This is a genomic window from Alteromonas sp. H39, assembly GCF_047556435.1.
Lineage (GTDB): Bacteria > Pseudomonadota > Gammaproteobacteria > Enterobacterales > Alteromonadaceae > Alteromonas.
Genome location: NZ_CP180210.1, coordinates 2,749,316 through 2,776,258, shown reverse-complemented (window position 1 = coordinate 2,776,258; position 26,943 = coordinate 2,749,316). Strand labels below are relative to the sequence as shown.

The following is a 26,943-nucleotide window of genomic DNA, read 5'->3' as shown; positions in this document are numbered from 1 at the left end:
CTTGCGACCCGTATATTATCTATTTAAACCACAAACAGGAGATTTGACGTGCTTCCACCGGCTGCCGCGCCAGAGACATTTATCAATACCATTAATCAAATAGAAGACGCGCTGGACAATGTGGTCGATCATGGCAGCGATGATGAGCTGTTTACGGCAAGTTATCTGCAGGGGCACTTTGCTGTTATTGCGCGTCAGCTTGAAATGGAGCCTGATGCGACAATTGACCGTCTTGATAGTGAGATGCGACACAGCCTTAATCAGGCTTTTGCGAATCAGGAACTGGAAGGTGATGACCAGGGAGCCGTTACCCGCTTGTGGTCACGATTGCTGAGTCAGGCAAGCTAATCGTGGCTGACTTCGCCCAGGCGGCTTACAAAAGCGGCAACAGTCGGCGAGACTTTGCCGCTTTTTTGGTATTTGCGAATGGCGTGACACCCGCACTTATATGGGTGTGCAACAGCGTGGCAATCGAGAGCTGACAAACTCGCAGCTCAGCCAGCTTATAAAATGACCGTCGACGTCGCGACTGACAACACAACCTTTCGGTTGTCATACTTGTTGCCAGTTTCTGCCGGAAGCCACGAAAAATAAGCTCTGGATGAATGAGGCTAACCTTGGAAGTCCCGGAATTTAAGACGGCGTGAGGCGCTGACTTCATCGCACCTCATGTCGCGCCGTCCGACACGTTTTCTTTGCTCAGGAGCGAGAAAGAACCGCAATGCCTGAATAATCGTTGTGGTGGTACATATCTTGCGAAAGTAAACCCAAACGTCCGGCGACGGCCGGAAGCGACGTTATCTCAGGGTACCTGTTATGAAAAAACGAAGAAGTCAATTTATGCGTTTGGGTTGTCTGCCAGGCGTTCTTATCTCTGCTTTGCTGATTACCGGCTGTGCCAGTGAGCCCGCCGGTCAGGATGTTGCTCAGGCCGACGCATTACCCGTACCGCCGTTGGGCAATGTTGAATATCACACCTATGTGTTGGCAAACGAATTGTTTGCCAACCTTCGTCCGGCCCGACAGGCGCGTTATGCGGTTACCGGCTTTGTTCCTGCCGATACCATGCGATTCAACCGTGAGCATCAGCACCCGCTGATGATGCTGGGTCATCAGCTAGAGCAGGGAATGATTACCGAAGCGACAAAACGCGGTTATACCACTCAAGAGTTTACCTTAACGAACGATATAATAATGAGTGAAGACAGCGATCGGGTATTGTCCCGGGATATTGAACAGCTTTCAGACATTGAACGGGTAGATTACTACATTACCGGAACGCTGGTCATGCAACAGGCCGGAGCGGTCGTCAACGCCAGAGTCATTAATGCCAGAAACAAAGATATTGTCGCCGCAGCTACGCGGTTCTTTCCGGCTGAACTGTTTTGGGAAGAAGAAAGGGTGACAGACCGGCAGGGTCGCTTATACAGAACCGCAGATAAGGGGTAACGGGGAATGAAATTTCAGAATACGCAGGTAAGTCTGGTATCACTGGCACTACTGTGTTTATCAGGCTGCGCTATGAACAGCGAGCAACAGTCTGTCGCGAAAAAGCCGGTCAAGCCCGGACTGAACGTAGTGGATGTCACGGCAGTTGATCGTGCCCCGGTAAAAGCAGAGCAGGATGATGTCGACAGCTTCGGTGCCATTGGACAGCCACCACTTTATTCCAGTGTGCAGGGCGCTTACAAGGGCCGGCCACTTACCAAGCACATTGGTGACTATGTAAAGAATATGACGCAGGATCTCATCGCGAATATGGAATTTGTGAGTGAGAAAACGCCGGTTGGTGTGACGAACTTCGCGCTGCTGGATTCGGATCTTCAGGAAACGAATCTGTTGGGTCAGCAAATGGCCGAGTCGTTTGTACACGAGTTGCACAAATTCCGCATACCCGTCATCGACTTTAAGGCGACAGATTACATCCGTATTACCACCGACGGCGATTTCGTACTGACTCGTGACTATCTGGAACTGAATGAGGCCATGCCGATTGAGTATGTGCTTACCGGAACCATGACGAAGCATCAGGGAGGCGTGCTGGTCAATGCCCGTATCCTTGGCATGGAGTCGCGCGCCGTCGTGGCAACAGCGCAAATGCTGGTGCCGTTTTATGTGGTAGATGCACTGATCCCCAGCGATGGTAATCATCGTGAAGGCATGCGCGACGGTGTTAAGCTAAGCAGGGGTTAAATAATGATGTCACGTACATTACTCGTTGTACTGGCAGCCCTTGTTCTCAATGGCTGCAGTGCATCGCAGCAGGGGTGGGCAAGCTGGTTTGAAGAAAACGATGCTGCTGTACCCGGACAACAGGTGCAGGTACCGGTCTCATCGGGCCTTGAATACCGTCCTGACTCCAGAGATATTGAAACTGTACAGGCGGAACGGGGTGCGCAACAAGAGACGACAGATCGTGGCTATCGCGATCCGATTCGCTCGGGTTTCTCTCCTGCACAAACACATAAACGTCTGAACGATTACGCTTCTCAACTTGCGATGTCGCTGATGGATAACGCGACCCGATTGACGCATCAGGACTTGATTGGTGTTGCCAGTTTTGTGCGTCTTAATCGCAGTCTTCAGGAAACTACGGTGTTAGGCAATCAATTGTCTGAATACCTTATTGCCGAATTGCAAACGTTTGGGTTGTCCGTGGTTGACTTCAAACTGGCAAGCGGGCTGGCAGTTACCCCCTATGGCGACTTGGCGTTGAGCCGGGATGGCGTAGATCTGGCCAGGCAGGTGGCAATGGACCACATAGTGACGGGGACGCTGATTGAAGACGCCCGTGGCGTGAGAGTCAATGCCAGAATTATTGCCGTAGATAACAGACAAATTGTGGCCAGCGCAACCTTGTACATTCCTGCCTTTATGGTAACCAGCCTCAACCAGCATGCCGCGCCAGCGCCCTGAAAACGCAATGGCTCAATACTAACGCTTTAACAAATTGAGCGCGCCGCGATGGCGGCCGCTTTCACCCTCTGCATTATTGCCATTGCACCGCCGGTAACGACTCAACCCAATCATGAAGATGAATCTGTCAGCGAGCGCTGCACAGAAGATTGTCCTTTCAGACTCTCTCGGACAATAAAGCGATTCGGGTTTACTGCGTCGAGCAACGGCTCGGGCAAAGGTAAGGGCTCGTGACACAACTGACTTACAAGGAGTTCGCCAAGCAGAGGGGCAGTCGTTAGTCCGCGTGAACCCAGTGCAGTAAGGCAACTGATACGGTCCTGCGGCGGGATGTCAGCCTGTGCTATCGGACGCCCCTGTGACAAGTGTCGGTATTGTTCACGCTGTTCCGACAATGTACCAATACAGCCAGCCAGTGGCTGATGATCGGCAACGCCCAGCCTTATGGCAGCTCTTGCATTGCCATCATGCGTGAGAGACTGCACCCAGCTGGCATGCTTGAGCGCGTGTTGATGGGTTTGCAGATTGACTTCAGATTCCTCTGCACGCACATCCGTGTGGGTATCGTTTTTGATATAAGTAGAGCCCAGGGCATGCCGGGAGTTAAGCGCCGGTGTCATATAACCTTTGTGGCAAAGCACCTGTTTAAGGTCTCCCAGCGGTGCCTGTGTCGCTATCGCTTCCACCTGCCCGCGGACTGGGCGAAGCGCAATTTCACTAAACAATGCTGAATCACAGGCGTCATGGCCGGTGGCCATAATAAGATGATCCGCCGAAAGTCGTGTACCGTTTTCACATGACACGTCTACACCTGCGTTTGTGGGTGTCGCAGAAATGACGCGATGCCCGGTAAGCACTTTGCAATGTGAACTTACGGCCAGATTTAATATAGCGTTGACGATATCCGGGGGGCTTAGCCAGCCTCCGGCAGGTATTGATAAGGAGGCGCAGCCAAGGGGGACACCAGCCGCTTTATCAGTTTCATCTGGAGACAGCCCGCGTATCAGTTGTGATGGCCAGATCCCATTTTCTAACAGTTTCGTCTGTCGTTTTTCGGTCTCTTCGTTAAAGGCCAGTTGAAGCACACCACAAAAATCATGGGCGATGTGCGGACACTCTCTGACCAGCCAGCGATAAATCTGACTGGCATATAAAAACGTGTGCGCCTGAATCTGGCTGGCATGGCTGGGTTGGGCATGTAGCTGAGGATAAAATCCGCCCTGCGGATTACCGGAAGCGCCTGATGCAACCTTGTGATCCGCTATCAGCACGGTGGTATTTATCCCGCGGCGTCCTAAAGCCAGGGCACAGGCAGCCGCAGCCAACCCACCACCAACGATAACGACATGGGAATCGTTGCTGAGCCGGGGCGCATGGTAGCGATAATGCGGGGGGGAGGATAAAGCATGGTTGTGAACACGAATGTAACGTCCGGCGATCATATCGCGTTTGCGGCCATATCCCTTTCTTTTATTAACTTCAAAGCCGGCGGATGCCAGACCACGTTTAACGATGCCAGCAGCCGTGAAAGTGCCAAAGGTGCCGCCATCTCTAGTAAGCCGGGCCATCTGCGCAAACAGCGCCTCTGTCCACATGTCGGGATTTTTACTCGGCGCAAAGCCGTCAAGGAACCAGGCATCGACCAGCCCGCACTGCGGTGAATGCCACTGGGGTAAGAGCGTATGCACATCCCCCATCCAGATATCCAGGGTCACATCATAGTCGTCAAAATGCAGCCGATGGCATCCCTGCATTGGGATTGGGTACTTTTCTGCAAGGGCACTCGCTTCTTTCTTAAGGTCGGTGAAGCACGACAATGACTGTCGCATATCCGCCTGCGTGAGCGGAAATTTCTCAGTGCTTAAAAAATGCAAACGGGTTAACGGGTGTGCTGGGTTTGCCTCTCGAAACGCGCGAAACGCCTGCATTGCCACCAGAAAATTCAAGCCAGTTCCAAAACCGGTTTCTGCGATAACAAAGGTGTTACGGGAGTGAGTATACCAGCGGGCGGAAAGGTCATTTCCTGCCATAAATACGTGTCGGGTCTCATCCGCACCGCTGTCATTAGAAAAGTAAACATCATCAAAATGATCGGCTACAGGCGTGCCATTGTCATTAAAATGTACGCTTGCTGTCTGAGTTTTCACGGTGTGTTGTTCCCTGGGTAATCGATGTTATTTGCTCAATAATGTGGTGCTGCGTCATGGCAGGTTCACAAATTTGTGCCATGCTTAGCCCTGTTCGCGGTCGCTGCCGGCAATGATTGTACGTTAACTGCCTGCGTCATTCACGCGGTGCTGAACGATGCCCGCATTGGCCTGACGAGGGCGTATATCGCGCAGGTGCTTTCTCCGGCGGTTCGAAATAAACCGACGCGCTCAGACCAGATATGTACGGGCGGAGTGCCACCATCATGATATGCGACGCAGGGCGAGGCATATTACCTGCGATATGGTAGTGTAACCAGAGTCAGGTATCTGTGCACTGGCTTATGTCATGCATCATGCATAATACCCGCCACAGATATCAAGCGAGTGGGGCTGGTGAAAAGGTGTCTGAAAAAAGCGTAAAAGAGCAGACCACTTTTGTATTTAAAATGGTTACCATAGGCCGCAATAACGCAAAGGGTAAATTATGAGAAGAGCAGTTATCACCGGTCTGGGCATCGTGTCTAGCATTGGTGTCACAAAAGAGGACGTTTTAGCGTCACTGAGAGCCGGTAAATCAGGTATTTCTTTTTCTGAACAATTTGCTGAAATGGGCCTGCGAAGCCAGGTCTGGGGCAGTATTGATATCGATTTAAAAGAGCATATTGACCGCAAAGCCATGCGTTTTATGGGCGATGCTGCGGGTTATGCTTATGTAGCGATGCAACAGGCCATCGCTGACTCGGGGCTTGAAGAACGCGATATCTCAAACGAGCGCACCGGTATTATCGCCGGCTCCGGCGGGGCTTCGTCAGAGAATCAGGTACTGTCCGCAGACATCTTGCGCGAGAAGGGCGTAAAGCGCGTCGGACCTTACATGGTTCCCCGCTGCATGGCGTCTACGGTATCAGCCTGTCTGGCGACGCCGTTTAAAATTAAAGGGGTGAACTATTCCATCGCCTCAGCCTGTGCCACAAGTGCGCACTGTATTGGTAATGCGCTGGAATTGATTCAACTGGGCAAACAAGACGTCGTTTTTGCTGGTGGCGGTGAAGAACTTCATTGGTCGCTGTCCAGTCAGTTCGATGCCATGGGAGCGTTATCTTCCAAGTACAATGACAACCCGACAGCGGCATCCCGAACTTACGATGCTGGCCGTGATGGGTTTGTCAGCTCCGGTGGCGGCGGCATGGTTGTGGTTGAAGAGCTTGAACATGCACTTGCGCGTGGTGCCACAATTTATGGTGAAGTGGTTGGCTACGGCGCGACATCTGACGGCTTTGATATGGTAGCTCCTTCCGGAGAAGGCGCGATCCGCTGTATGAAGATGGCGATGCAAAATCTTGATGGCCCTATCGACTATCTTAATACTCATGGAACCTCTACACCGGTTGGTGATGTGAAAGAACTGGGGGCCATTCGAGAGGTGTTTGGTAACACAAGCGTGCCAATCAGCGCTACCAAATCACTGACTGGTCACGCCTTGGGGGCTGCTGGTGTTAACGAAGCGATTTACAGCTTGCTGATGATGCAAAATAATTTCATTGCCCCATCTATCAATGTCGAGACGTTAGATGAGCAGGCGGAAGGGCTGGATATTGTTACCGAAACCCGTGAGGCGACTCTGAATACTATTATGTCCAATAGTTTTGGGTTCGGTGGCACCAATGCAACGTTGGTGATGCAGCGCTACAATCGCTAGCATTTCATGCTTACTTCAGGTTAAACCAAAACGACAGCCTCAGAAGCATATTCTGGGGCTTTTTTATTTTAGTCGAGCACGGTAAATGGCTGCTCGTTGGACTGCTGAAAATCATGAGCGATGCGTCGGCTATGGCTGCTACGAGGTACGAAAAGATAGCAGGGCGGGGCGGGGCTGACCTCCTGTAGTTCAAACCACAGGCTATCCAGGGCTTCAACCCCAGAAGTCACAAACGTTTCCCCCCAGGTGGTTGAATAAATAACCGTCACTTCCTCAACCGTGGCTTTCAGACGAATGGTAGTAAAGTTCAGCACGACCAGGCAGGTTTTTATTTGTTGTGGCGATAGCAGTGCATCGCGGGCCAGCGCATTCACTTTGACAGGTGGAAAGAGTGCTAGCGCATGTTTTACGAACTGGGTGAGATCATAATCGGTTACCGGGTCGGTGTCATAATCCAGCAGGATCTGCGTGTGGTTATCGACAAGTCGATTACATACACACCACAGCATCAGTTGCACCGGGCAAAGGGTTTGCATCATCCGGGTTCTGTCCAGCACTTTTCCCAGCTTACCCAACTGATCACCATAATAGGCAACCCAGAGCTCACCACCTCCCTTTTTGCGATGTTTCTTTACTGTGATCTGAGGGCAATACACCTTGTCATCGAAGCCACTGCGCAAGAAGGGAATTTTATTGTCTTTTTTAGAATAGAAGGTATCCAGCCTGCGTCCCAGCACGGTCATGTCCTCTTTACTCACAGACTGGTTGTCTAATGATAATTTTGCGGACATTCGCCTGTAGCAGTGGATAAGAAAACTGTGTATACGCCGCGAGAGTTGCACCATCTCCTGAAAAGACCAGTTATTGATATTATCAAGATGACGAAGCTCAGCGCGTGTCCAGCCCCATTGCTTAACGTAACCGGCGATGATTCGACGCTTAAACGTAACTTTTTCTTTATCCAGAGGCTGGCTCAGGCGGGTACCGCATTTGATATAGAGGCACTGTTGCAGTAATTCCACCACTTCCGGTTGGTGTAAGGAAGTGTAGTGGACAATAAGTTGATCGAACATGAGTGCGTAAGGATCGATAGTCGCCACCGAACCGGGGGCTTCATCGCCGTTATGCACACGTTTTTTAAGCAAGTTACATAATGGCTGTTCGTGCTCTGCATTTTCCAGAAACACTTCCAGCTTCGCCATTTTTAATACCGATTTAAATGGCGAGTCCATGGCTTTTCCCAACTGCCAGATTGCAGCGCCAAACAGCTCGCTTGGATCGAGATGCTCAAGCGCTCCCAGATCCATAAACCAGCCTGGTTCCAGTGAGCTGCCTTCTTTCAGATGTCCCATCAGTGAATAGTATTGCTGCTCAGACACTGAGTCAGGTACCAGCCACCAGAACGGGGCTTTTCCTGCCACCACGATATTGGTGGTATAAAACTCGTTCTTAAGTAAAACGGCCTGCGCCGAACCTGCACTTTCACCCTCAGCAACGCCAAAGTCGTTGGCTCTGACCTTATTAATGTCTGACAGGAAAAAATGCACTTCGAGTTGGTGAGCATCTTCTGCCCACTGTTCGATAAGGGTTAGTTTTTGTTGCAGCGCAGCCAGTTGCGCATCGGTGAGGTTCTCACCGTTAACGCACACCCAGTAATCGAAGTCTGAATTATCCGACTGGGCAATCGTGCCGATGCTTCCCATCAAAACCAGTGCATCAATGGCCCGTTGGCGTGGCCATAGTTGTTTAACGTCATCCAGCAACGACTGCTGAGCCGGGAAGCACAGACTCAGGGCTTCTTTGATCTGATCGCGGTAGGTGAAATTGTTCAGGCCAAAAGGTACCGAATCACCATCTACAAAACCGGGGAACTCTGGATGATTAATGTGCAGGAGAAAAGGCAATGCATGAAATAATGGCCGTCGGCTTTCCGGAAGCAGTGTCAGTGACCGCTCAATTCTCGCTTTGTTGTAGCGCAATACCCTGAGCAGGCGAATAGTCAGATTTTGATTCACTGTCAGTGATTGCTGCGACGTCATTCCATTTCTGCATTGGTTGCTGGCTACCTCAAGGATAGCGTCTTTTTTGATTCAACGGTATGTATATGTCACTACGTGGTTTGTGGTCAATATATCCGTTGTTTTTACTGACACACAATTTATCTTAGTTGCTGTTGCCGTAACCGTGACTCGGGGATGCAGAAAGCCAATGCGACAGCCTCTCCCAATCAGGGATCACAATCTTGCCGTAGTGCACACGCAACAACCCTTGACGTTGTAACGCTTGCAACAGTTGATTTACGGTCTGACGGCTGCTGTTGATCATCTGGCCCAACGACTCCTGCGATATAGTAACTTCCATAGCGCCGGCTTGCGGGCTCTGCTGGCCATACCCGGAGGTCAGCATTAATAAACGACGCACCAGTTGTTGCGAAAGACTGAGCGTGGCAGTGGAATCAATAAACTGGAATGCACTTCGGACGCGGGTACAGAGTAGTCTGGTAAAGTGAGGGTAAAGGGCCGGATGCTCTTCAAGCAGGCTGTGAAAGCTGGCTGTGGGAATGAGCACAAGTGCAGTGCGGGTTTCGGCTACCGCATCATGGGTTCTGGGGAGCCCGTCGAAAAGTGAGATTTCACCAAACCAGGTGCCCGGTGTAAGTAACGCCAGCAGTAACGCATTGCCATCTTTACCCGGCTGAAATATACGAACCCGGCCATCCGCAATGCCATAAAAGCCAGTGGGTTTGTCTCCCGTACGATGAATTGTCTGTCCCTTCAGCACGTTTTTTACCTGCACATTATGTAAAAGCAAACGTTTAAGTTCTTTTGGGACACTCGCTAGCCAGGCGCTGCTGGACAGTATGTGGTATTGCGTGGAGGTTAACATTTTTATTACATTGTCGGCTTTACGACAGTCTACCTTATGTTTTTTACGTAGTGTAATGATAAATAACCGGGTAAAGCGATGTCTGATAAAGCAATCGTTTCTGTACTGCCCAATTAGGGCGTTACGTCCACCATGATAATCAGTGCCAGAACAGGAGTACACGATGACCTCTTCAATTCAATCTCAGGTATCAGAAGCGGAATGGCAAACACGCGTCGATTTGGCGGCCTGCTATCGCGCTGTAGCGATGTACGGATGGGACGACCTGGTTTTTACCCATATCTCCGCCAGAGTTCCGGGGCCAGAACACCATTTCCTGATTAACCCTTACGGCATGATGTTTGATGAAGTCACCGCATCGAGCCTGGTGAAGGTCGACCTGAACGGTGAGAAAGTAATGGAGTCTGATTATGATATCAATCCCGCCGGATTCACTATTCACAGCGCTGTTCATGAAGCCAGAGAAGATGCCAAGTGCGTGATGCATTTGCACACAGTGGATGGCGTGGCGGTGTCTGTGTTGGACGAGGGCTTACAGGCTTACTCACAGCAATCACTGTTTCCACTGGCATCACTGTCGTATCACGACTATGAAGGTGTGGCGCTGAATGCGGATGAAAAGGGCAGGCTGGTAGCAGATCTGGGTAGTACCCAGTTTATGATCCTGCGGAACCATGGGCTTTTGACCTGCGCTGATAATATTCCTGATGCCTTTTTGTTTATGTTTATTTTGCAGCGCGCCTGTGAGATTCAGATTAAAGCGCAGGCGACCGGGCAAAAACTCATCCCTATTCCTGAACCCATATTAAAAGGTATTCGTGCGCAGGCTTCCACGGTTACTAAACAAGCAGGAGGGGCGTTGGCCTGGCCGGGGATCCTTCGAAAACTGGACAGAATCAACGCCGGCTACGCGCAATAATCCGATAGAAGCTTAGAAGAGACGATATATACCTTGCTATGGAGTCATGAATTGTCGTTGAGAGGATCGCCACACTGACCTGCTTCGGTTACACTATGGCGCATGAAAATACTCGTTGAAGATACCATTCCCTTTGGCAGGGAATACATGAATACATTGGGTGATACCGTCCTCTACAGCTGGCAATCATTACGGCCGGAGATGCTTGGTAACACAGACTATCTGGTCGTACGTTCGACGACACAAGTTGATAGCACATTGCTGCAGCATGCCGACACGTTGAGGTTTGTTACTACCGCAACGGCCGGAACCAACCATTTGGATAAAGCGAGCCTTGAGGCAGCCGGTATTCAATGGGACTCCGCTGGCGGATGCAATGCGGTGGCCGTCGCCGAGTACGTCATCAGCGCCCTGTTGCGTGCTGAAGAGGCAGGCCATGTAGACTTGTCCTCTGCGACAGTGGGAATAGTCGGGGCAGGGCATGTTGGCTCTGCACTCGCATCCCGTCTGGATTGTCTGAAAATAGCCTACCAGCTTTGCGATCCGCCGCTTGAAGATGCAGGCGATGCCAGAGATTTCTGTACATTGGACGACATTCTCACTTGTGACATCATCTCACTTCACGTACCGCTGATAACCAACGGTGATCACCCGACATTGAATCTGATTGATCACGCTGCGCTGTCAACGCTTACGGATAAACAGGTGTTGATTAATGCCTGTCGTGGCGAGGTCGTCGATGAATCGGCATTATTAACGCGTTTGTCGCAACCTGCAGCCCCGGTGTACGTCACAGACGTGTACTGGCGGGAACCTGACATCAATATGGCGGTGATCGACGCTGCCTGGTTGGCAACACCTCACATAGCGGGTCATTCGGTTGAAGGGAAAACCCGGGGTACGCAGATGGTTTACGAGCAGTTGTGCGGGCTAATGGAAAAGCCGGTTGCGCTCGCGCTGAATGATTTCCTGGAACCGGTGGCACCGCTTGCTGTGACACTTGAACATCCCCAGCGTGACAGGTTGTCACGAACTGATCTGCGGCATTTGTTTTTTTCGATATATGATATTAATGAAGATGATAGGTATTTTCGCCAAGCCATGGCAGAATCCAATCAGTTTGCGGCGCTCAGGAAAGCCTACAGGGTTCGCCGTGAGTGTTCAGCCTACACATTACAACTGAATGCAGCGGTATCTGATGGGATCCGCGCTCAACTGCAGTGTTTAGGATTTACGCTACAATTTCCTTAACCCAAACCGACAACGCAGCGTGCGGAGCGCGTTGCCCAGATTAGGAGTTTCACGCAACATGTCACAAGCCTTTGATGTCGCCGTTCTTGGCGCAACGGGTCTGGTCGGCCAGACCATGATCGATATTCTGGAAAAACGCGATTTTCCCGTTAAGACGCTATACCCGCTGGCAAGTAAACGCTCTGCAGGCGGCACAGTCACATTCAAAGGTGAAGACATTACGGTGCTGGATGCTGACGAGTTTGACTGGTCGCAAGCCCAGTTTGGCTTCTTTTCTGCTGGTGGCAGTGTTTCTGCTGAGTATGCGCCGAAGGCTGCAGAAGCCGGATGTATCGTGATTGATAACACGTCCCACTTCCGCTACGAACCCGATATTCCATTAGTGGTGCCAGAGGTGAACGCGCACGCGTTGGCAGATTTTAGAAATCGCAATATTATTGCCAACCCAAATTGTTCAACCATTCAGATGCTGGTGGCGTTAAAGCCTATCCATGATGCGGTAGGTATAGAGCGAATTAACGTGTGCACCTACCAGTCTGTGTCTGGTGCCGGTAAGTCGGCCATGGAAGAACTGGCCAGACAAACAGCTGATTTACTGAATTCCCGTGAAGTGACATCTGAAGCCTTCAGCCGTCAGATTGCGTTTAATGCAATCCCACAAATCGACGTTTTCCTGGACAATGATTACACCAAGGAAGAAATGAAAATGGCCTGGGAAACCCAGAAAATCATGGGGGATGACAGCATTCTGGTTAATGCTACAGCGGTTCGTGTGCCAGTGTTTTTCGGTCACGGCGAAGCGGTGCACCTGGAAACGCGCCAACCGATCGATGCCGAGCAGGTGAAACAACTGCTTGCCGATGCACCTGGCGTTTCCGTGTATGAAGATCGCGAGAAGTTTCCTACCCAGGTAGGCAATGCCAGTGGCAATGATTTAGTTCATGTGGGGCGTATCCGCAATGATATCACCCATCCAACAGGGCTTAATATGTGGGTGGTTTCCGACAACATCCGTAAAGGCGCAGCAACCAACAGCATACAAATTGCAGAAACGTTGATCCGCGATTACCTGTAAGCCCACCATTTCCTGCCAGAATCAGAGGCGTAAACATTTTTACGCCTCTGCCGATACTCTTTCATACTGTTTATTTTTCGCAGACCAGCGGTTGCCACGTTATGATAAACAGGTGGTGGGGCTTTTTTGTCTGTCCAGCTAGATCACCATAGGCAACTGGTTTATAGTTTTGAGATAATTATGCGCAAGGCAATGATTTATGGATTAATCTTTGCATATCATAAGGATGGTGGTTTTTTTGACGCAGACAATCTCGTCACATACACAATAACAATGTATCGCGTTGGGCAGTAGACAGCATCTGGCTTCATTTCTCATCTCAGATGCATAGCGCGAATAAGAATAAACGGTGATGTTCTGATGCAGAGCAACACACATCACCTGCGACGGACTATCGAAAATGCGTGATAGTCAGGGCGCTTGAGGGCATATAGGAACGCTATGAAATTGCATTTATCGGGCTTACTTTTACTGACAATACTGGTGTCGGTATTCCCAACAGTAGTTGATGCGCAGGAGCGAGCGACTCAGCTTCGGGGGCCTAAAGATGCCACCAGTCAATTTTCAGGAAACACCTATGGTCCAATAGACGCAAAGGACACGTTGTGGCGTATTGCCGAGCGCTACCGTCAAAATAAAGACCTGTCGATTTATCAGGTAATGATAGCGATTTATGAGCTAAATCCTGATGCTTTTGAAGAGGGCAACCTCAACCTTTTGGTTGATGGCGCAACTCTGCAACTCCCTTCAGAACAATATATTGCGCGAATTGATGCGGAGCGTGCCCGCGTGCGCGCAGAGCAGGATGATAAAAGCTTTGCGCAAGCGTTGGAGGACCCTGATCCGAAAAAAAATATCAAACCACCGGTTCCTCTGGCCAGTCAGGAAGACCTTACGCAAACAAAGTCCGCCATTGAGCAGCAAATAAACCAGTTGGATTCCCAACAATCCAGACAATTCGATGAGTTGCGGCAACAGTTTGCCGAGTCCATCACGAATGTGCAGACATTACTCGACAACAATTCCAAACTTTACGAGCGGATAGAGCGGGTTAATGACGATTTACAAAATTTGCGGGCACAACTGGAAGGTGATGTTAAGTCTCAGATTGATAATCAGGTAGAACTTCAGCAACAACTGCTGGCGATGATGGAAGAAGAAAAACGTCAGCGCCTGGCCGAGAAAGAAAGTTCAATTACCAACATGCTGACGTCGCCAATGGCCATGATTATTGGTTCCGGCGTGATCACGTTATTGCTGGTGGGAGGGCTTGTCGCCTGGTTACTAGGCAGAAATAAAGACGCGCCTGCGCCAGTGGCCGCAGCGCCTGAACCTGTCAAAGATGTGGCGCCAGCACCAACAGATGATTTGGATGATCTGGCCAGCGTGATCTCAGACGACCTGGATGATAGTGCAGAACTGTCTGATGATGAACTGTTTAACGATGATGATCTGCTTGATGATGTGCTCTCCAACGAACTGGAAGAAGCGTTGGATGACGAGCTTGAAAACTTTGCCGATCTCGACGATGACATGCTGGTGCCGGACAGTGATGAAGACGACAGCTTTGAAGAAGGTGCCGACGAACTGGATCAGGATGACCTGGACAGTTTGTTTGATGAAGAAGATCTTACTGACACAGATGCCGAAAGCGATCTTGAACGTGATGAGCTTGGCGGAATTGACCTGGCTTCTGAAGACGATGCTGATCTTGGCGAAGATCTGGATGAAGAGCTGCCATCGGAAGACGTATCTGCAGACGATATCGATGATCTTCTGGCGTCAGCCGGTCAGGCGGAAGAGGTAGATGAAGAGGACGAATTTGAAGTCAGCGTGACCGATAATTCAGTGTCTGGCGACCAGGATGGTGGAGCTGACGATCCTACAGAGGATAAAGAAGTGTCGGCGATTCCGGTTACGCCCGTTGCTGATGAAGAAGAAAAGCCTGAAATTAGCATAGATGAGTTGCTCGAAGAAGATTCAGAAGAAGAGTCGCTTGCTGCCACCTTGGGAATGGATGACGACACTGTTAATGAAGAGATGCTGGAAAAGCTGGATAAAGAAATCCATGACCAGAATCAGCAGCTTGACCGTCTGACAGACAACATTATTGGTGAAATTGAGCAGCTGGAAATGATGGGCGGCTTGATTGAGGAAGACGATGAAGAGGTGGATGCTGCCGATGAAGAAGACATGCTCACCAGCGCCAAACCCTCTCCGCAAGCGATTCAGGATCTGGATAGCATCACCGACGACCTTGAGGAAATCGACATTGCAGACATGGAGAACGCGGAGGAATTTAACGATCCGCTCTCCGATGAACTTATTTCTGAACTGCAGGCAGAAGATCAAGCGCAGCAGCCAGATAATGTGCAACTGGATGTTATGGACAGCCTGTCTGAAGGCAATGCGCCTGATAGCGACGATGTCGATGACAGCTTTGACATTGCTGAAGACATAGACGATCCATTGGGCGATGAACTGCTGGCCGAGCTTGAACAGGAAGACAGCGCCAGTAGTAGTGAGTTAGATGCTCTGTCAGATGAATTATTGTCGGAGTTGGAAACTCAACCTGACCCAGACAGCGATGCTGAGGACACTGATCAGTCAGATGCAAGCGGAAAGGACAATGACAGTGATGCTATCGAACAAACAGAATCTGATGACGAGATTGATGATCCGTTAACAGACGAGTTGCTTGCTGAACTGGAATCAGATCAGGAAGAGGACGATCACGGCCTCGATGACAAGAGTGGCAGCGAGGCTGAACAACGGCGTTCTGACGAAAACGTTTCAGCGTCTGAAGACGACAATGATAACCTTGATATTGATGCCATTCTTGACCAAGCAGATGAAAAGAATGGCGATGACACCTCGGCAGTCCTTGATACGTCAGACAGTGCTGATGATACCGACGGCAGTGACGACCCTCCCACGCAGGACCTGCAAGCACCAGACTCTGAGAAGTCGGCACAAGAGCCTGCCCGCGTTGTTGATGACGAAGACATCACGACAGTGTCGGATGAGACCTTGCAGCCGCAAGCCGATGAGAACGCAGCACGCGAAGAGCCAGACGATGATGTATCTGAAGCCGCGACACAAACGCCGGATGAACCGGACACTGACTCCGAAGATGACAGCGTGGTGTCTGAGGATGCCGGCACATTATCATCCGACGATGAGGAGAGCGACACGGGTGAACCACAGGTCGCTGCGGACGAAAACGTCGAGTCTGACACAGAGCAGCACGATAGCGAGATACCTGAACTGCCTGAGGATTCCGAAGCAGTAGCCTCGACAGATCCGCTTGAAGAGGCGCTGGATGCGTTCGACAAGCAGATGATGGACGATATTCCCGCATTCGGTGAAACATCAACGAGCGAGTTTCAGGACGCTGACCACGAGCCAGATACCGACGGTGACGATTTTGATGACAGTCTTCTGGATGATGCTTACGATGATGTTGACAAGTTTGAACTGGAGCAAGAAGAAGACGGTGTTGAGGTAGCGTCAGATTCTGAGCGTGATATCAATGAACTTGAAGACGTTCCTGGACTTGACGACTGGCTCAGTGGCTCCAAAGAAAACAGCGACGATGAAATTCTTGATGATTTGGAGAGTACCGAGTTTGATGAGTTGCTCAACGCTATCGATGCAGATAAGCAGGATGATGCTCAGAAAACGTTTGAGCTGGATAATCCAGATTTAGATTTGGATGCACTGCTAAGTGACAGTGATGACACCACGGATCCTCTCGCGGATGCTGACGACATCTCAGACGGCAAAGAGGACGACAGTGAAGATTATCTGGACATAGAGTCGCTGATGGATGAGTCCGATGAGGAACAGAACAGTGACATTGATGATATGCCTCTTGATCTCGATGTAAGTCTGGCTGACTTCACGGGAGTAGGAGATAGTGACGAGGCTATCGACATTGACAAAGATGCCGGTCAAAGCGCCAATCTGGACCTTGCGCGGGTCTATATGGAAATGGATGACATGGATGCAGCAAAAGAGCTGTTAGCAGAAGTTGTCGAAAAAGGCAGTGCCGATCAGCAGGAAGAAGCGGCAGCACTGTTAAAATCCATCAACTGATTTGTCGCCCGGCGTGCGTTGTCGGCGGACTTTGCGTGTTCAGCCCGCAATTCATTATTTTCAATCAGGCGCCGACCAACGCTTGCCGGTCACTTCTATTTTGTATTACTGCGGGCTTCTCAGGAGCCATTGCTCTGTTCACAAGTGGAGCAAGGAAGATATGCTGTGCGAATACATCAATAGCAGGCTGATTCAGGATATCTGGTCGCTGTTGCTCAAGTCCGGGGTAGACGGTTGCACTTGGCATGCGGTGTGACTACACTTAGCCGATTTTTCTGAACGGGAGTAGAGCAATGGCGCGTATCGCCTTGGGTATTGAGTACGATGGAGCGGCGCATTATGGCTGGCAACGTCAGCGGGAAGTGCCCAGCGTACAGGAATATCTGGAAAAAGCGCTTTCTGTCGTTGCCAATACCCCGATTGATGTCCAGTGCGCTGGGCGAACTGACGCAGGCGTTCATGCCACCGGTCAGGTTGTGCATTTTGATTGCGACGCCACCCGGCCCGAGCGTGCCTGGACAATGGGGGTTAACGCAAACTTACCCGACTCTATCGCGGTTACCTGGTGTAAACAGGTTGATGAAGCTTTTCATGCCCGCTTTTCGGCTACTCACCGCCGCTATCGCTATGTGATTTATAACGCCAAATTACGCCCGGCCATTCTGCATGGTGGTGTGACGCATGTATATCGTGAGCTGGATGCAGCAAAAATGCACGAGGCTGCGCAGGCACTGCTGGGCGAACAGGATTTTACCTCATTTCGGGCGGCGTTGTGCCAGTCGAAAACGCCGTTCCGTAACGTGACTCACGTCGATGTATCTCGTCAGGGCCGATACGTTATTATTGATATCCGGGCCAATGCTTTTTTACATCACATGGTGCGCAATATTGCGGGGTCACTGATTGAAATTGGTGCCGGTGAACAGCCTACAGACTGGATTGCTCAATTATTGCTGCTAAAAGACAGAACGTCCGCTGCCGCTACAGCCAAGCCAAACGGTCTGTACCTGGTCGATGTTACGTATCCGCAACAATTTGCTCTTCCACGTGCGCCATTGGGACCATTGTTCTTACCGGAGACGTAAATTGGAGCGCGAAACCTGGCAGATGGAAAAGGACAATTACGCCGTCGGTAGTTGAAACGCACTGAAATGTGCTGTTGGGAGGCGGTAGGCACCGAGCGCTTTTCTGTAGTCAATCTTCAGGTCGGTCTGAACGGCTAATCCAAGCGCATTGCAACCACGGCGACAGCATTTCCTTTTCCTCTTGTCTATCGTGTTGCCAAATTGTTCAACGGCCTCTTATTACCCATGCCGAGCCAGGCTTCCCCTAAAAAAGGGCGTAAGATCAGAAAGGTTAGCCGACATTCGCTCGCAATTCCGGCGCAGCCGTATTATGCTCAGGTATAACTTCTTAGACCAGTTTTGTTTTTTGCATTTTGATGTAATGTGGTCTAATACCGCGCTATACACATGCGTTAAGACTCACAATGCACCGTGCACAAACTACACAGACTAAGCACGGCAGGCAGTGACACAGTTAAAAGGATTCGTTTTTCATGAGCTGGATTCAAAAAATCCTCCCACGTACCCAGACTTCTACTAAAGGGAACGTTCCGGAAGGTATCTGGACCAAATGTTCATCTTGCCAGGCAGTGTTGTACAAAACAGACCTGGAAAAGCAGTTGGAAGTCTGTCCGAAGTGTGACCATCACATGCGGATCAGTGCACGCAAGCGCATTGATGCGTTTCTGGATGAAAAAGACCGCAAAGAGATAGGTGCGGATCTTGAACCTCAGGACATATTGAAGTTTAAAGATTCAAAGCGTTACAAAGACCGTATCTCAGCGGCACAAAAAAGCACCAATGAAAAAGATGCGCTGATTGTTATGCAGGGCAAATTGAAAGGCATGCCCGTAGTGGTGGCCAGTTTTGAGTTTGCTTTTATGGGGGGCTCTATGGCCTCAGTGGTAGGGGCTCGCTTCGTGAAAGCGGTTGAAGCCTGTCTTGAGCATAATATGCCACTTGTTTGTTTTTCTGCCAGTGGCGGAGCGCGTATGCAGGAAGCCTTAATGTCACTGATGCAGATGGCGAAAACGTCTGCCGCACTGGCGAAGCTCAGTAAAAAGGGTCTGCCTTATATTTCTGTATTGACCGATCCGACAATGGGCGGTGTATCAGCAAGTCTGGCGATGCTGGGCGATATCAACGTGGCTGAGCCTAAAGCGCTGATCGGGTTTGCCGGCCCCCGTGTCATCGAGCAAACTGTGCGTGAAACGCTACCGGAAGGCTTCCAGCGCAGTGAGTTTCTGTTGGACAAAGGCGCCATTGACATGATTGTCGATCGTCGTCAGATGCGGAACAAACTGCACGGTGTGCTACTGAAGCTGCATCGACCAAACTAAACCCGGATAACGAGGTTAGCCGCAGTAAGAGGGGGCGCAGAGTTTCTGGCAACGCCGGAATGCCGCCCTGTCTGCTGTCCGAGTAATCATTGCGATAGCATGCGCAGCGATATACTCTGTGATGAATTGATCGACCCGAGCTAACCTCTCCCGGTTATCGATAGCATCACGTCATCGTGCTATCGAGATTTGCGCCAGGTAGCAAACCCGGATATCTTCCAACATTATGAATTCCCAAACCGATAAATAATCCCGACAGTGAAAATTCATCAAAGCACCATGCCGGCGCCGGCAGATCGTTCCCTGGCGCAGTGGCTTGACTACTTAGAATCCATTCATCCCACTGCCATTGATATGGGGCTGGAACGTGTCGAATCCGTCGCCGCCGCCCTGCAGCTTGCGTTTGCCAGTAGCACAGTAATAACGGTTGCCGGTACTAACGGCAAAGGGACAACCTGTAAGTTTCTTGAGCAGGCAGCTATCTTGCAGGGTAAAACCGTAGCGGTATACAGCTCTCCGCATTTGCTGACGTATCGCGAGCGCGTTCGTTACAATGGTGAATTACCCTCAGAAGCCGCTTTTTGTGAGGCATTTTCCTGCGTGGAAGAAGCCAGAGGCGGCACCACTTTGACGTATTTCGAGTTTGGTACGCTGGCCGCCATGAAAATGATGATGGACTGGCAGGTTGACGTCGTGATCCTTGAAGTCGGATTGGGCGGGCGTTTGGATGCGACGAATATCATTAATCCCGATATCGCGGTGATCACAACAATTGATTTAGATCATCAGGATTGGCTGGGAGACACCAGAGAAAAAATTGCGGTAGAAAAGGCCGGGATCCTGCGACCGGGTATTAAGGCCGTGATCGGTGAAAGGCAGCCGCCTTCAACACTGCAGGAAGAGGTGGTGCGGTTTCAGGCAAACGCAATGTGGGCAGAGCGGGATTTCATCGTTACAGAATACCACGACGCATGGGATTGGCAATGCGAAGAGGTGAGTCTCAACGCGTTACCCAAGCCGGCTATTCCGCTGCAAAATGCGGCAACCGCTCTTGCGGTATTGCATCAACTGGGTTGGTTGCCTGATGCAGAAGATGTGGCCAGGATCATCGCGAATACCGTGATGGATGGCCGCCGACAGCAACTGAATAATGCGCCCAGGGTCGTGGTGGACGTCGGTCATAATCCACAGGCTACCCGCCAGATGATGACGTGGTTGTCAGAATATCAGTATGACAATCTGTACATCGTGGCTGGCATGTTAAAAGATAAATCCATCGTGGAGACACTGGCACCATTTGAATCACTGGATGCCACCTGGTTGTTGGCGGCGACATCGGGCCCCAGAGGACTATCTGCTGAGGCGCTACAATCCGGATTGCCGGTCAGACAGCGAAAACACAGCCAGACTTTTGCCAGTGTTAAAGAGGCATATGAGTTTGCGCGTTCGAATTGCGCGCAATCTGACATGATTTTTGTATTTGGCTCTTTCCTTACCGTAGCAGATGTATTAGCGTTGCATACTGACCAGTAGTATAGACAGGAGCTTAACGTGACGTCGGCACTAAAAAACCGGCTGGTAGGAACCATCATCATTGTTGCTTTGGCCGTAATTTTCCTTCCAGATTTTCTCGATGGAAAGAAAGAAAGCCAGGAAGAAGCCTTTGTTAGTGTTCCGGCAGCGCCTGCAAAAAAGCCGATAGTGAACCCTGAACCTTTTCCCGCTGAACGTGTTGCTAATGCCGCACAACGGCCGATTGAAATTGTTGAAGAGCCGGCTCTGGACGACGAGCCTGCAGCGTCATCCGATCCGGAAACGTCGCGGTCAGCTTCGGTGCCAGTTGAGGAAGATCAGTTGGCCCGCCAGACAGTGGTAAGTGAACCACAAGTCGCACAAGAGGATGCAGGTTGGGTAGTGCAGCTTGGCAGTTTTCGTCATCAAAAAAACGTTAAGCAGTTACTGACAAAGTTGGAAAATGCCGGCTATCGCGCATTTAGTCGTCCTATTCAAACCCGTTCTGGACCACTTACCAAAGTCTTTGTAGGCCCGGATTTAGACCGCGCAAAGCTGGAGTCGGCGCTGCCTCATCTGAAAGAAGTTACCGGTCTTAAAGGCAAGGTGACCACGTTTAACGCTGATTAAGCACTAATACTTATTCGCGTTGAACCGGGGAAGGATGAAACTCACCAGAGAACGCCTAAGCCCATCAGTCAACGTGCCGACATTGCCAGAGTTTACACAGTGCCCCGCAGATGGGCTATTGTCTGCTAATATCAGCGATATTCCTTTACAAATCTCAGACTCAGAAAATGGAATACTGATTGGTAATCATTCAGGCTTCTGATAGAATGCGCGCCATCTCGCCATGGGCACCCCGAAGGCCAAATTCGGGCACAACGAGCTGATTATGAGACAATGAACTGGGTAGACTTTTCCATTCTGGGTATCATCGCGGTATCTACCTTAATTAGCCTGATTAGAGGCTTTGTTAAAGAAGCCATCTCTTTAGTCGTCTGGTTTGGCGCACTTTTCATTGCAAGTCAGTTTTATGCCGATCTGGCAGTATACTTCACACGGATTGAAGACGAATTATTACGTAATGGCGCCGCGATTGCGGTGTTGTTCATTGCGACGCTGATCATGGGAGCCATGCTCAATTACGCATTTGGGCAATTGGTTCAGGCTACCGGATTATCTGGTACGGATCGTGCGCTCGGGGCCGTTTTTGGGGCTCTGCGTGGGGCGCTTATCGTAAGTGCATTGTTGTTTTTTATGGACACCTTCACGCCCTCAGCGTCGTCACAATGGTGGCAAAGTTCGGTATTGATACCTGAATTCGCCATTATCATTGAATGGTTTTTCACGTTTGTGAAAGACGGCTCAAGTTTCTTAAAACCCGCTTGAAATAGGTAACTCACATGTGTGGTATTGTCGGAATAGTTGGTAAAACCCCGGTAGCGCAGTCGTTGTATGACGGCCTGACCGTGCTACAGCACCGTGGCCAGGATGCTGCCGGTATAATGACCATTGACCGGAATATGTTCAACCTGCGTAAGGCCAATGGCCTGGTGCGCGATGTATTCCATACGCGCCACATGAAGCGTCTGACTGGCAATATGGGCATCGGACATGTTCGTTATCCTACCGCAGGCACGTCAAGCTCGGCAGAGGCCCAGCCATTTTATGTGAACTCACCTTTCGGTATTGCCTTTGCGCATAACGGTAACCTGACCAACGCTCACGAGCTGCAGGAAGAGGTTTTCCGAATTGCCCGCCGTCACATTAACACGACGTCTGACTCAGAACTGCTTTTGAACATCCTGGCACATGAACTCCAGCAATGTACCGAGCTGACTGTCCGTGCGAGCGATATCTTCAAAGTAATTACCAAAGTACATAAAAAAATTCGTGGCGCCTATGCCGTTGTTGCAGCCATTATCGGGCAGGGTATTGTGGCATTCCGTGATCCGAACGGTATTCGCCCGTTGGCATTAGGAAAGCGCGTAACTGAGCTTGGTGAAGAATGGATGGTGGCGTCAGAAAGTGTTGCACTTGATGCGGTTGGCTTTACCTTTATCCGTGACGTGGCGCCTGGTGAAGCGGTGTATATTACCGAAGCCGGGGAGCTGCACACCCAGCAGTGTGCTGAAAATCCCATGACGTCACCCTGTATCTTTGAGTTTGTGTATTTTGCCCGTCCGGATACCTTTATTGATGGTATTTCCGTATACGCGTCTCGCGTGAATATGGGGCGTAAGCTGGGTGAGAAAATCGCCCGCGAATGGGCTGATCTTGATATTGACGTGGTTATTCCCATCCCGGAAACATCAATGGACGTGGCCTTACAAATTGCCAATACGCTTGAGTTGCCGTATCGCCAGGGGTTCGTGAAAAACCGCTATATTGGGCGTACCTTCATTATGCCTGGCCAGACCATGCGTAAAAAGTCAGTGCGTCGTAAACTGAACGCTATCTCCTCTGAGTTTAAAGGGAAAAACGTACTGCTGGTAGACGACTCAATTGTTCGCGGAACGACATCAGGTCAGATTATCGAAATGGCACGGGAGTCGGGAGCGAAGAAGGTTTATTTTGCTTCAGCTGCACCGGAAATTCGTTTCCCGAATGTGTACGGCATTGATATGCCATCAGCTAATGAACTGATTGCTTACGGTCGTGAAATCGACCAAATCTCTGATCTGATTCAGGCTGATGGTTTGATATTTCAGGACATCAGCGACCTGGTAGATGCCGTTCGAGAAGAGAACCCGGAGATACCGCGATTCGAAACTTCAGTTTTTGATGGTAATTATATTACCGGTGATGTTGATCAAAGCTATTTGGAAAAAATCGACATGGCCCGTGGCGAGCAGTCTCGCAAAGCGCCGGTGGTTCAGGCAGAGCTGACCAATCTGGATCTGCACAATATGGATAACAATGACGACTAAGCCGTCACTGTTCTTCGCGCGAACACAATAAAAAAAGCCGCACATTGCGGCTTTTTTACTTTTGGTGAGTATAAAGGACTGCTTTAGCAGTCAGTGTCGATATGCAGTGACGTGCATATCTTAGTGGACATATACCGGACCGAAGCCCATGCTCCACATAATGACGGATGACGCCATCAGGATCACCATCAGCACCAGGCCACAGGTAACCACTGAACTAGCATAGATAAACCCTTTCTCTTCAGGGATATGCATCAGTATTGGCACGCCAGAATACAGTAAATAAACGGAATAGCTTACGCCTGCAAGTATGGCTGTCATCACAAACCAAAGTTCGGGATAGAGTCCTGCAAAGCCAGCCATAAACAGCGGCGTAGCGGTATACGCTGCCAGTTCCAATGATTGCGTGTAAGTTGGCTGTGCATCGAAGGCGTTCGCCAACTGGTGAATAAGTACTGCGAGTCCGACAACGCCAGCAATTAATCCAAGGTACATGCCTACGGCCATACCCAGTGCGCTTTGTGGAGTGAGCTTGATCAAATCTCCGGCGCCAATACTCCAGCCTAGATAAGCGGCTGAATAATAGGCAACAATTGCCGGAATAAGCGCGATTACTGCAATGTGGCTAAGCGCATAAAAATAGTTTTCGTGTTTACGATCAATGCTTTGCCACTCTTCTTTTGGATGGGTATAAATGCCCACAAGGTGATTCAGGATCATAGATTTTACCGTTACTGATGTTGCAGGATGCAATGTTAATTACAGGTAATTAACAAGTATTTTACATCAGTCTGTCTTAAGCTGATGGTTTCGTCAACAATTATTGGTGAAAATATGATCAGGTCTTCAACGTGTTGATTCGAATACAAAAACAAGCGCCCGATAGCTGGCGACGTGATGCCCGGAGTGTGTAGAGTGACTGACGGCGAAGTCTGCTATTTGGCAGAAAGAATCAGGCCGCCAGTGGGCCGCTGTGAAAGCGAAACTCGTTGTCAGGAGATAAGATTAACGTTTTCTCTACGTCACCAAAGTGGTCAATGCGTTCCTGAATATCATGGTCAGCAATGGCACTTGCCAGCGTCAGATAATCTTCGAAATGACGTGCTTCAGAGCGCAATAGTGACAGATAAAATTTGCCGAGGGTGTTGTCGACATAGGGGATCAGGCTGGCGAAACGCTCACAAGAGCGTGCTTCTATATAGGCACCACAAATCAGTTTATCAATTAGCTTCTGAGGCTCATAAGTACGCACATGTTTAAGCATGCCGTTAGCGTAGCGGCTTGAAGTTACAGAGCGATACTCCATGCCCATAGCGTGCATAATCTCAAGCACCTGATAGAAGTGGTGTAACTCTTCTTTTATGAGTAATACCATTTTATCCAGCAGACTCGACTGGAACGCATCAAGGTGGGTGACAGGAAACAGCGATTTTGACAAGTTCTTTGTGTGCAAGTCCTGCCAGTTGCCCTGATGACGATACGTAAAGTCTTCATAAGGACGCAGCCAGTTCAGTAGCTGCCCGCTGGTAGCATCATCGGCGATATAGCGGCGAAGCAAATACATCGCCGACTGAGCCGCTTTTAACTCACAAATTAAATGATCTGTTAGCAAGACGCGCAAGTTTTCAGGCTTCACTGCTTCCGTTATCCAGTCTTTCGGGGTCTGACAGCGCAGAAACTGACTCACGGGCGTTAATAAATCTGAAATTTCCGAATGCACATCAGTCATGGTGGCGTCCTAAACAACGGGCAAAATATACGCGTCGCATAGTACGGATCTCAGAGTAGGGTTCAAGCAATAATTGGTGTGAGAGAGGAAAAACAGTTATTGGTGGCACTGTCATTCAGCAACATCGTCGCTGCAACGGATAACAATGACGGGTCGCGCTTGCCGGATGCAATTGGTATCACCGAAAAATTCTGATATAAAACGTAACTGCTGTAGTCATTTTCAGCATGAATCAAAAAATATACATCTGCACGGCGCGAACGAATAATTATTCGGTTTGCAGTACGTCAAGACAGAAGGAATTGAAGTATGCAGGATGCCGACGCTACGCCGGTAACAGCGCCTACACGCCATTTTTTACTGGAAGCGCTGCTGGTGTTCGCTACCGCCGGTTTATATCTGGGGGTCTGGTTCTATCTGGCAGCACGTGATTTCCGGCGGATCGCCGGTCAACCTTCTACACCGGTGCTATGGATATTCGTTCCGTTCTTTGCGCTTTTACAGCCATTTGCGCTGCCCAGGTTTTTTAATGCGTTGCGGGATGCTCAGAAGCGGCTTGATTGTCCGCGCTGGCCGGCTATTTTTGACTATCTCTGGATGGCGGCTTTTTTCGGGTTAACCGTGGCCTCTAACCTTGCGACCGTTGTGAAGCTGGATGTACTTACCCAGCTGGGGCTCTTTTTCGTGCTTGTCGTCTGGTTTATTCCGCTTCACGTAAGAGTGAACCGCCTTCGTCGTCGCGTCAGTCACAAACCGGTAATGCCCAGATCTGCTGGCTACAATGTGCCGGAGTGGATAGCGGTGCTTTTATTTACGCCCGTTCTGGTGACGGTCTTTACTCTGCTTCTGCACGAAGAAATTAAACTGGCGATGACGGAAGAATATGCTCCTCACACTTCAGTCAAAAAGGATGGCCTGCCATTTTATTTGCCACTTAGTCAGACCGGCTGGAAGAAAGTAGATACAGGTACAGTCACTGACGGCACGTCGGCATTTGAGCTGGTAGGACCGTTATCTGACATGTGGTATGCCGTATTTATATATAACGACGAAGAGTCGATGCAAAATCTGAGTAATAACCGCTATGACGGATTCGTCAGCAGTTTGTCCTCTCCGGAATGTGATTTTACGCGTACCTTTATCGACAACACGACTCGCGTATGGACCTGGACGATTTGTGAGTCGGTAGCGAATGATAAACGTGTCATATATCTCGCCAGTCAAAAGGAGGGGGATAATAATCAAATTATTGAGTTGGTTGGTTTTTTTGAAGCCAGCGCAGGGATAATGGAAAAATATAAAGACGATTTCATTAATGACGCAAAAGGATTCGGTTTTGATAAGTAGAGGGATAAACCGGGGTCTTGGTTT

21 protein-coding genes are annotated in these 26,943 nt (G+C 50.0%); 16 read left to right on the top strand and 5 right to left on the bottom strand.

The features are described 5' to 3' along the window. Positions 1-48 precede the first annotated feature (48 nt). The 4 genes from ACLBLI_RS12150 (at position 49) to ACLBLI_RS12135 (ending at position 2,916) form a co-directional block, all read left to right on the top strand. Positions 49-348 (top strand): YfcL family protein, encoded by a 300-nt coding sequence (locus ACLBLI_RS12150; RefSeq protein WP_414827870.1) that lies wholly within the window; start codon positions 49-51, stop codon positions 346-348. Between the two features lie 492 nt (positions 349-840). Then, on the top strand, positions 841-1,449 hold the full coding sequence (locus tag ACLBLI_RS12145) for a FlgO family outer membrane protein (RefSeq protein WP_414830959.1): 609 nt from the start codon (positions 841-843) through the stop codon (positions 1,447-1,449). 6 nt (positions 1,450-1,455) lie between these two features. Beyond that, positions 1,456-2,193: a FlgO family outer membrane protein gene (locus ACLBLI_RS12140; protein ID WP_414827869.1), complete on the top strand. Its 738-nt coding sequence runs from the start codon at positions 1,456-1,458 to the stop codon at positions 2,191-2,193. 3 nt (positions 2,194-2,196) lie between these two features. Beyond that, positions 2,197-2,916 carry a FlgO family outer membrane protein gene (locus tag ACLBLI_RS12135; RefSeq protein ID WP_414827868.1) on the top strand — a complete coding sequence of 240 codons (720 nt, stop codon included), beginning with the start codon at positions 2,197-2,199 and terminating at the stop codon, positions 2,914-2,916. Positions 2,917-3,026: 110 nt separating this feature from the next. Here the strand turns inward: ACLBLI_RS12135 and mnmC are convergent, their stop codons facing one another. After that, positions 3,027-5,063 carry a bifunctional tRNA (5-methylaminomethyl-2-thiouridine)(34)-methyltransferase MnmD/FAD-dependent 5-carboxymethylaminomethyl-2-thiouridine(34) oxidoreductase MnmC gene (mnmC, locus tag ACLBLI_RS12130; RefSeq protein WP_414827867.1) on the bottom strand — a complete coding sequence of 679 codons (2,037 nt, stop codon included), beginning with the start codon at positions 5,061-5,063 and terminating at the stop codon, positions 3,027-3,029. 487 nt (positions 5,064-5,550) lie between these two features. On the opposite strand from mnmC, the gene fabB reads away from it, so the two are divergent. Then, complete coding sequence (gene fabB / locus ACLBLI_RS12125; protein WP_414827866.1) at positions 5,551-6,765, top strand: beta-ketoacyl-ACP synthase I; 1,215 nt, start codon at positions 5,551-5,553, stop codon at positions 6,763-6,765. A 68-nt stretch (positions 6,766-6,833) separates the two neighbouring features. Here the strand turns inward: fabB and ACLBLI_RS12120 are convergent, their stop codons facing one another. Both ACLBLI_RS12120 and ACLBLI_RS12115 read right to left on the bottom strand, forming a co-directional pair. Continuing rightward, positions 6,834-8,804 carry a class I adenylate cyclase gene (locus ACLBLI_RS12120; protein WP_414827865.1) on the bottom strand — a complete coding sequence of 657 codons (1,971 nt, stop codon included), beginning with the start codon at positions 8,802-8,804 and terminating at the stop codon, positions 6,834-6,836. Positions 8,805-8,928: 124 nt separating this feature from the next. After that, entirely contained in the window at positions 8,929-9,546 is a 618-nt protein-coding gene (locus tag ACLBLI_RS12115; protein ID WP_414827864.1) for a Crp/Fnr family transcriptional regulator, read from the bottom strand. Between the two features lie 268 nt (positions 9,547-9,814). On the opposite strand from ACLBLI_RS12115, the gene ACLBLI_RS12110 reads away from it, so the two are divergent. From ACLBLI_RS12110 to purF, 10 genes are all read left to right on the top strand, one after another. Further along, positions 9,815-10,570, top strand: coding sequence for a class II aldolase/adducin family protein (locus ACLBLI_RS12110; protein ID WP_414827863.1), 756 nt, complete (start codon positions 9,815-9,817; stop codon positions 10,568-10,570). Positions 10,571-10,672: 102 nt separating this feature from the next. Then, complete coding sequence (locus ACLBLI_RS12105; RefSeq protein ID WP_414827862.1) at positions 10,673-11,821, top strand: 4-phosphoerythronate dehydrogenase; 1,149 nt, start codon at positions 10,673-10,675, stop codon at positions 11,819-11,821. 58 nt (positions 11,822-11,879) lie between these two features. Further along, positions 11,880-12,896 carry an aspartate-semialdehyde dehydrogenase gene (locus ACLBLI_RS12100; protein ID WP_414827861.1) on the top strand — a complete coding sequence of 339 codons (1,017 nt, stop codon included), beginning with the start codon at positions 11,880-11,882 and terminating at the stop codon, positions 12,894-12,896. A gap of 441 nt (positions 12,897-13,337) precedes the next feature. Next, positions 13,338-16,994: a FimV/HubP family polar landmark protein gene (locus tag ACLBLI_RS12095; RefSeq protein WP_414827860.1), complete on the top strand. Its 3,657-nt coding sequence runs from the start codon at positions 13,338-13,340 to the stop codon at positions 16,992-16,994. Between the two features lie 293 nt (positions 16,995-17,287). Continuing rightward, positions 17,288-18,079, top strand: coding sequence for a tRNA pseudouridine(38-40) synthase TruA (truA, locus tag ACLBLI_RS12090; RefSeq protein WP_414827859.1), 792 nt, complete (start codon positions 17,288-17,290; stop codon positions 18,077-18,079). 473 nt (positions 18,080-18,552) lie between these two features. Next, positions 18,553-19,398, top strand: a complete 846-nt coding sequence (gene accD / locus ACLBLI_RS12085) for an acetyl-CoA carboxylase, carboxyltransferase subunit beta (RefSeq protein ID WP_414827858.1) — start codon at positions 18,553-18,555, stop codon at positions 19,396-19,398. Between the two features lie 279 nt (positions 19,399-19,677). Then, complete coding sequence (folC, locus tag ACLBLI_RS12080) at positions 19,678-20,931, top strand: bifunctional tetrahydrofolate synthase/dihydrofolate synthase (RefSeq protein WP_414830958.1); 1,254 nt, start codon at positions 19,678-19,680, stop codon at positions 20,929-20,931. Between the two features lie 18 nt (positions 20,932-20,949). After that, on the top strand, positions 20,950-21,540 hold the full coding sequence (locus ACLBLI_RS12075) for an SPOR domain-containing protein (RefSeq protein ID WP_414827857.1): 591 nt from the start codon (positions 20,950-20,952) through the stop codon (positions 21,538-21,540). Positions 21,541-21,813: 273 nt separating this feature from the next. Then, on the top strand, positions 21,814-22,302 hold the full coding sequence (locus tag ACLBLI_RS12070; RefSeq protein ID WP_414827856.1) for a CvpA family protein: 489 nt from the start codon (positions 21,814-21,816) through the stop codon (positions 22,300-22,302). 14 nt (positions 22,303-22,316) lie between these two features. Next, entirely contained in the window at positions 22,317-23,843 is a 1,527-nt protein-coding gene (purF, locus tag ACLBLI_RS12065; RefSeq protein ID WP_414827855.1) for an amidophosphoribosyltransferase, read from the top strand. A 120-nt stretch (positions 23,844-23,963) separates the two neighbouring features. Here purF and ACLBLI_RS12060 read toward each other — a convergent pair whose 3' ends face one another. Together ACLBLI_RS12060 and miaE are read right to left on the bottom strand one after the other, a co-directional pair. Then, positions 23,964-24,563, bottom strand: coding sequence for a Yip1 family protein (locus tag ACLBLI_RS12060; protein WP_414827854.1), 600 nt, complete (start codon positions 24,561-24,563; stop codon positions 23,964-23,966). Between the two features lie 232 nt (positions 24,564-24,795). Further along, positions 24,796-25,572 carry a tRNA isopentenyl-2-thiomethyl-A-37 hydroxylase MiaE gene (miaE, locus tag ACLBLI_RS12055; protein WP_414827853.1) on the bottom strand — a complete coding sequence of 259 codons (777 nt, stop codon included), beginning with the start codon at positions 25,570-25,572 and terminating at the stop codon, positions 24,796-24,798. A 309-nt stretch (positions 25,573-25,881) separates the two neighbouring features. On the opposite strand from miaE, the gene ACLBLI_RS12050 reads away from it, so the two are divergent. Further along, the gene (locus ACLBLI_RS12050; protein WP_414827852.1) at positions 25,882-26,919 is read left to right on the top strand and encodes a hypothetical protein; all 1,038 of its coding nucleotides are present in this window, start codon (positions 25,882-25,884) and stop codon (positions 26,917-26,919) included. The last annotated feature ends 24 nt before the right edge of the window (positions 26,920-26,943 follow it).

Excerpts from the sequence above, each read along its gene's own strand:
- ACLBLI_RS12145 (WP_414830959.1), top strand. The coding sequence starts at position 841 with ATGCGTTTGGGTTGTCTGCCAGGCGTTCTTATCTCTGCTTTGCTGATT.
- ACLBLI_RS12140 (WP_414827869.1), top strand. The coding sequence starts at position 1,456 with ATGAAATTTCAGAATACGCAGGTAAGTCTGGTATCACTGGCACTACTG.
- ACLBLI_RS12135 (WP_414827868.1), top strand. The coding sequence starts at position 2,197 with ATGATGTCACGTACATTACTCGTTGTACTGGCAGCCCTTGTTCTCAAT.
- fabB (WP_414827866.1), top strand. The coding sequence starts at position 5,551 with ATGAGAAGAGCAGTTATCACCGGTCTGGGCATCGTGTCTAGCATTGGT.
- ACLBLI_RS12120 (WP_414827865.1), bottom strand. The coding sequence starts at position 8,804 with ATGACGTCGCAGCAATCACTGACAGTGAATCAAAATCTGACTATTCGC.
- ACLBLI_RS12110 (WP_414827863.1), top strand. The coding sequence starts at position 9,815 with ATGACCTCTTCAATTCAATCTCAGGTATCAGAAGCGGAATGGCAAACA.
- ACLBLI_RS12105 (WP_414827862.1), top strand. The coding sequence starts at position 10,673 with ATGAAAATACTCGTTGAAGATACCATTCCCTTTGGCAGGGAATACATG.
- ACLBLI_RS12100 (WP_414827861.1), top strand. The coding sequence starts at position 11,880 with ATGTCACAAGCCTTTGATGTCGCCGTTCTTGGCGCAACGGGTCTGGTC.
- ACLBLI_RS12095 (WP_414827860.1), top strand. The coding sequence starts at position 13,338 with ATGAAATTGCATTTATCGGGCTTACTTTTACTGACAATACTGGTGTCG.
- truA (WP_414827859.1), top strand. The coding sequence starts at position 17,288 with ATGGCGCGTATCGCCTTGGGTATTGAGTACGATGGAGCGGCGCATTAT.
- accD (WP_414827858.1), top strand. The coding sequence starts at position 18,553 with ATGAGCTGGATTCAAAAAATCCTCCCACGTACCCAGACTTCTACTAAA.
- folC (WP_414830958.1), top strand. The coding sequence starts at position 19,678 with ATGCCGGCGCCGGCAGATCGTTCCCTGGCGCAGTGGCTTGACTACTTA.
- ACLBLI_RS12070 (WP_414827856.1), top strand. The coding sequence starts at position 21,814 with ATGAACTGGGTAGACTTTTCCATTCTGGGTATCATCGCGGTATCTACC.
- purF (WP_414827855.1), top strand. The coding sequence starts at position 22,317 with ATGTGTGGTATTGTCGGAATAGTTGGTAAAACCCCGGTAGCGCAGTCG.
- ACLBLI_RS12060 (WP_414827854.1), bottom strand. The coding sequence starts at position 24,563 with ATGATCCTGAATCACCTTGTGGGCATTTATACCCATCCAAAAGAAGAG.
- miaE (WP_414827853.1), bottom strand. The coding sequence starts at position 25,572 with ATGACTGATGTGCATTCGGAAATTTCAGATTTATTAACGCCCGTGAGT.
- ACLBLI_RS12050 (WP_414827852.1), top strand. The coding sequence starts at position 25,882 with ATGCAGGATGCCGACGCTACGCCGGTAACAGCGCCTACACGCCATTTT.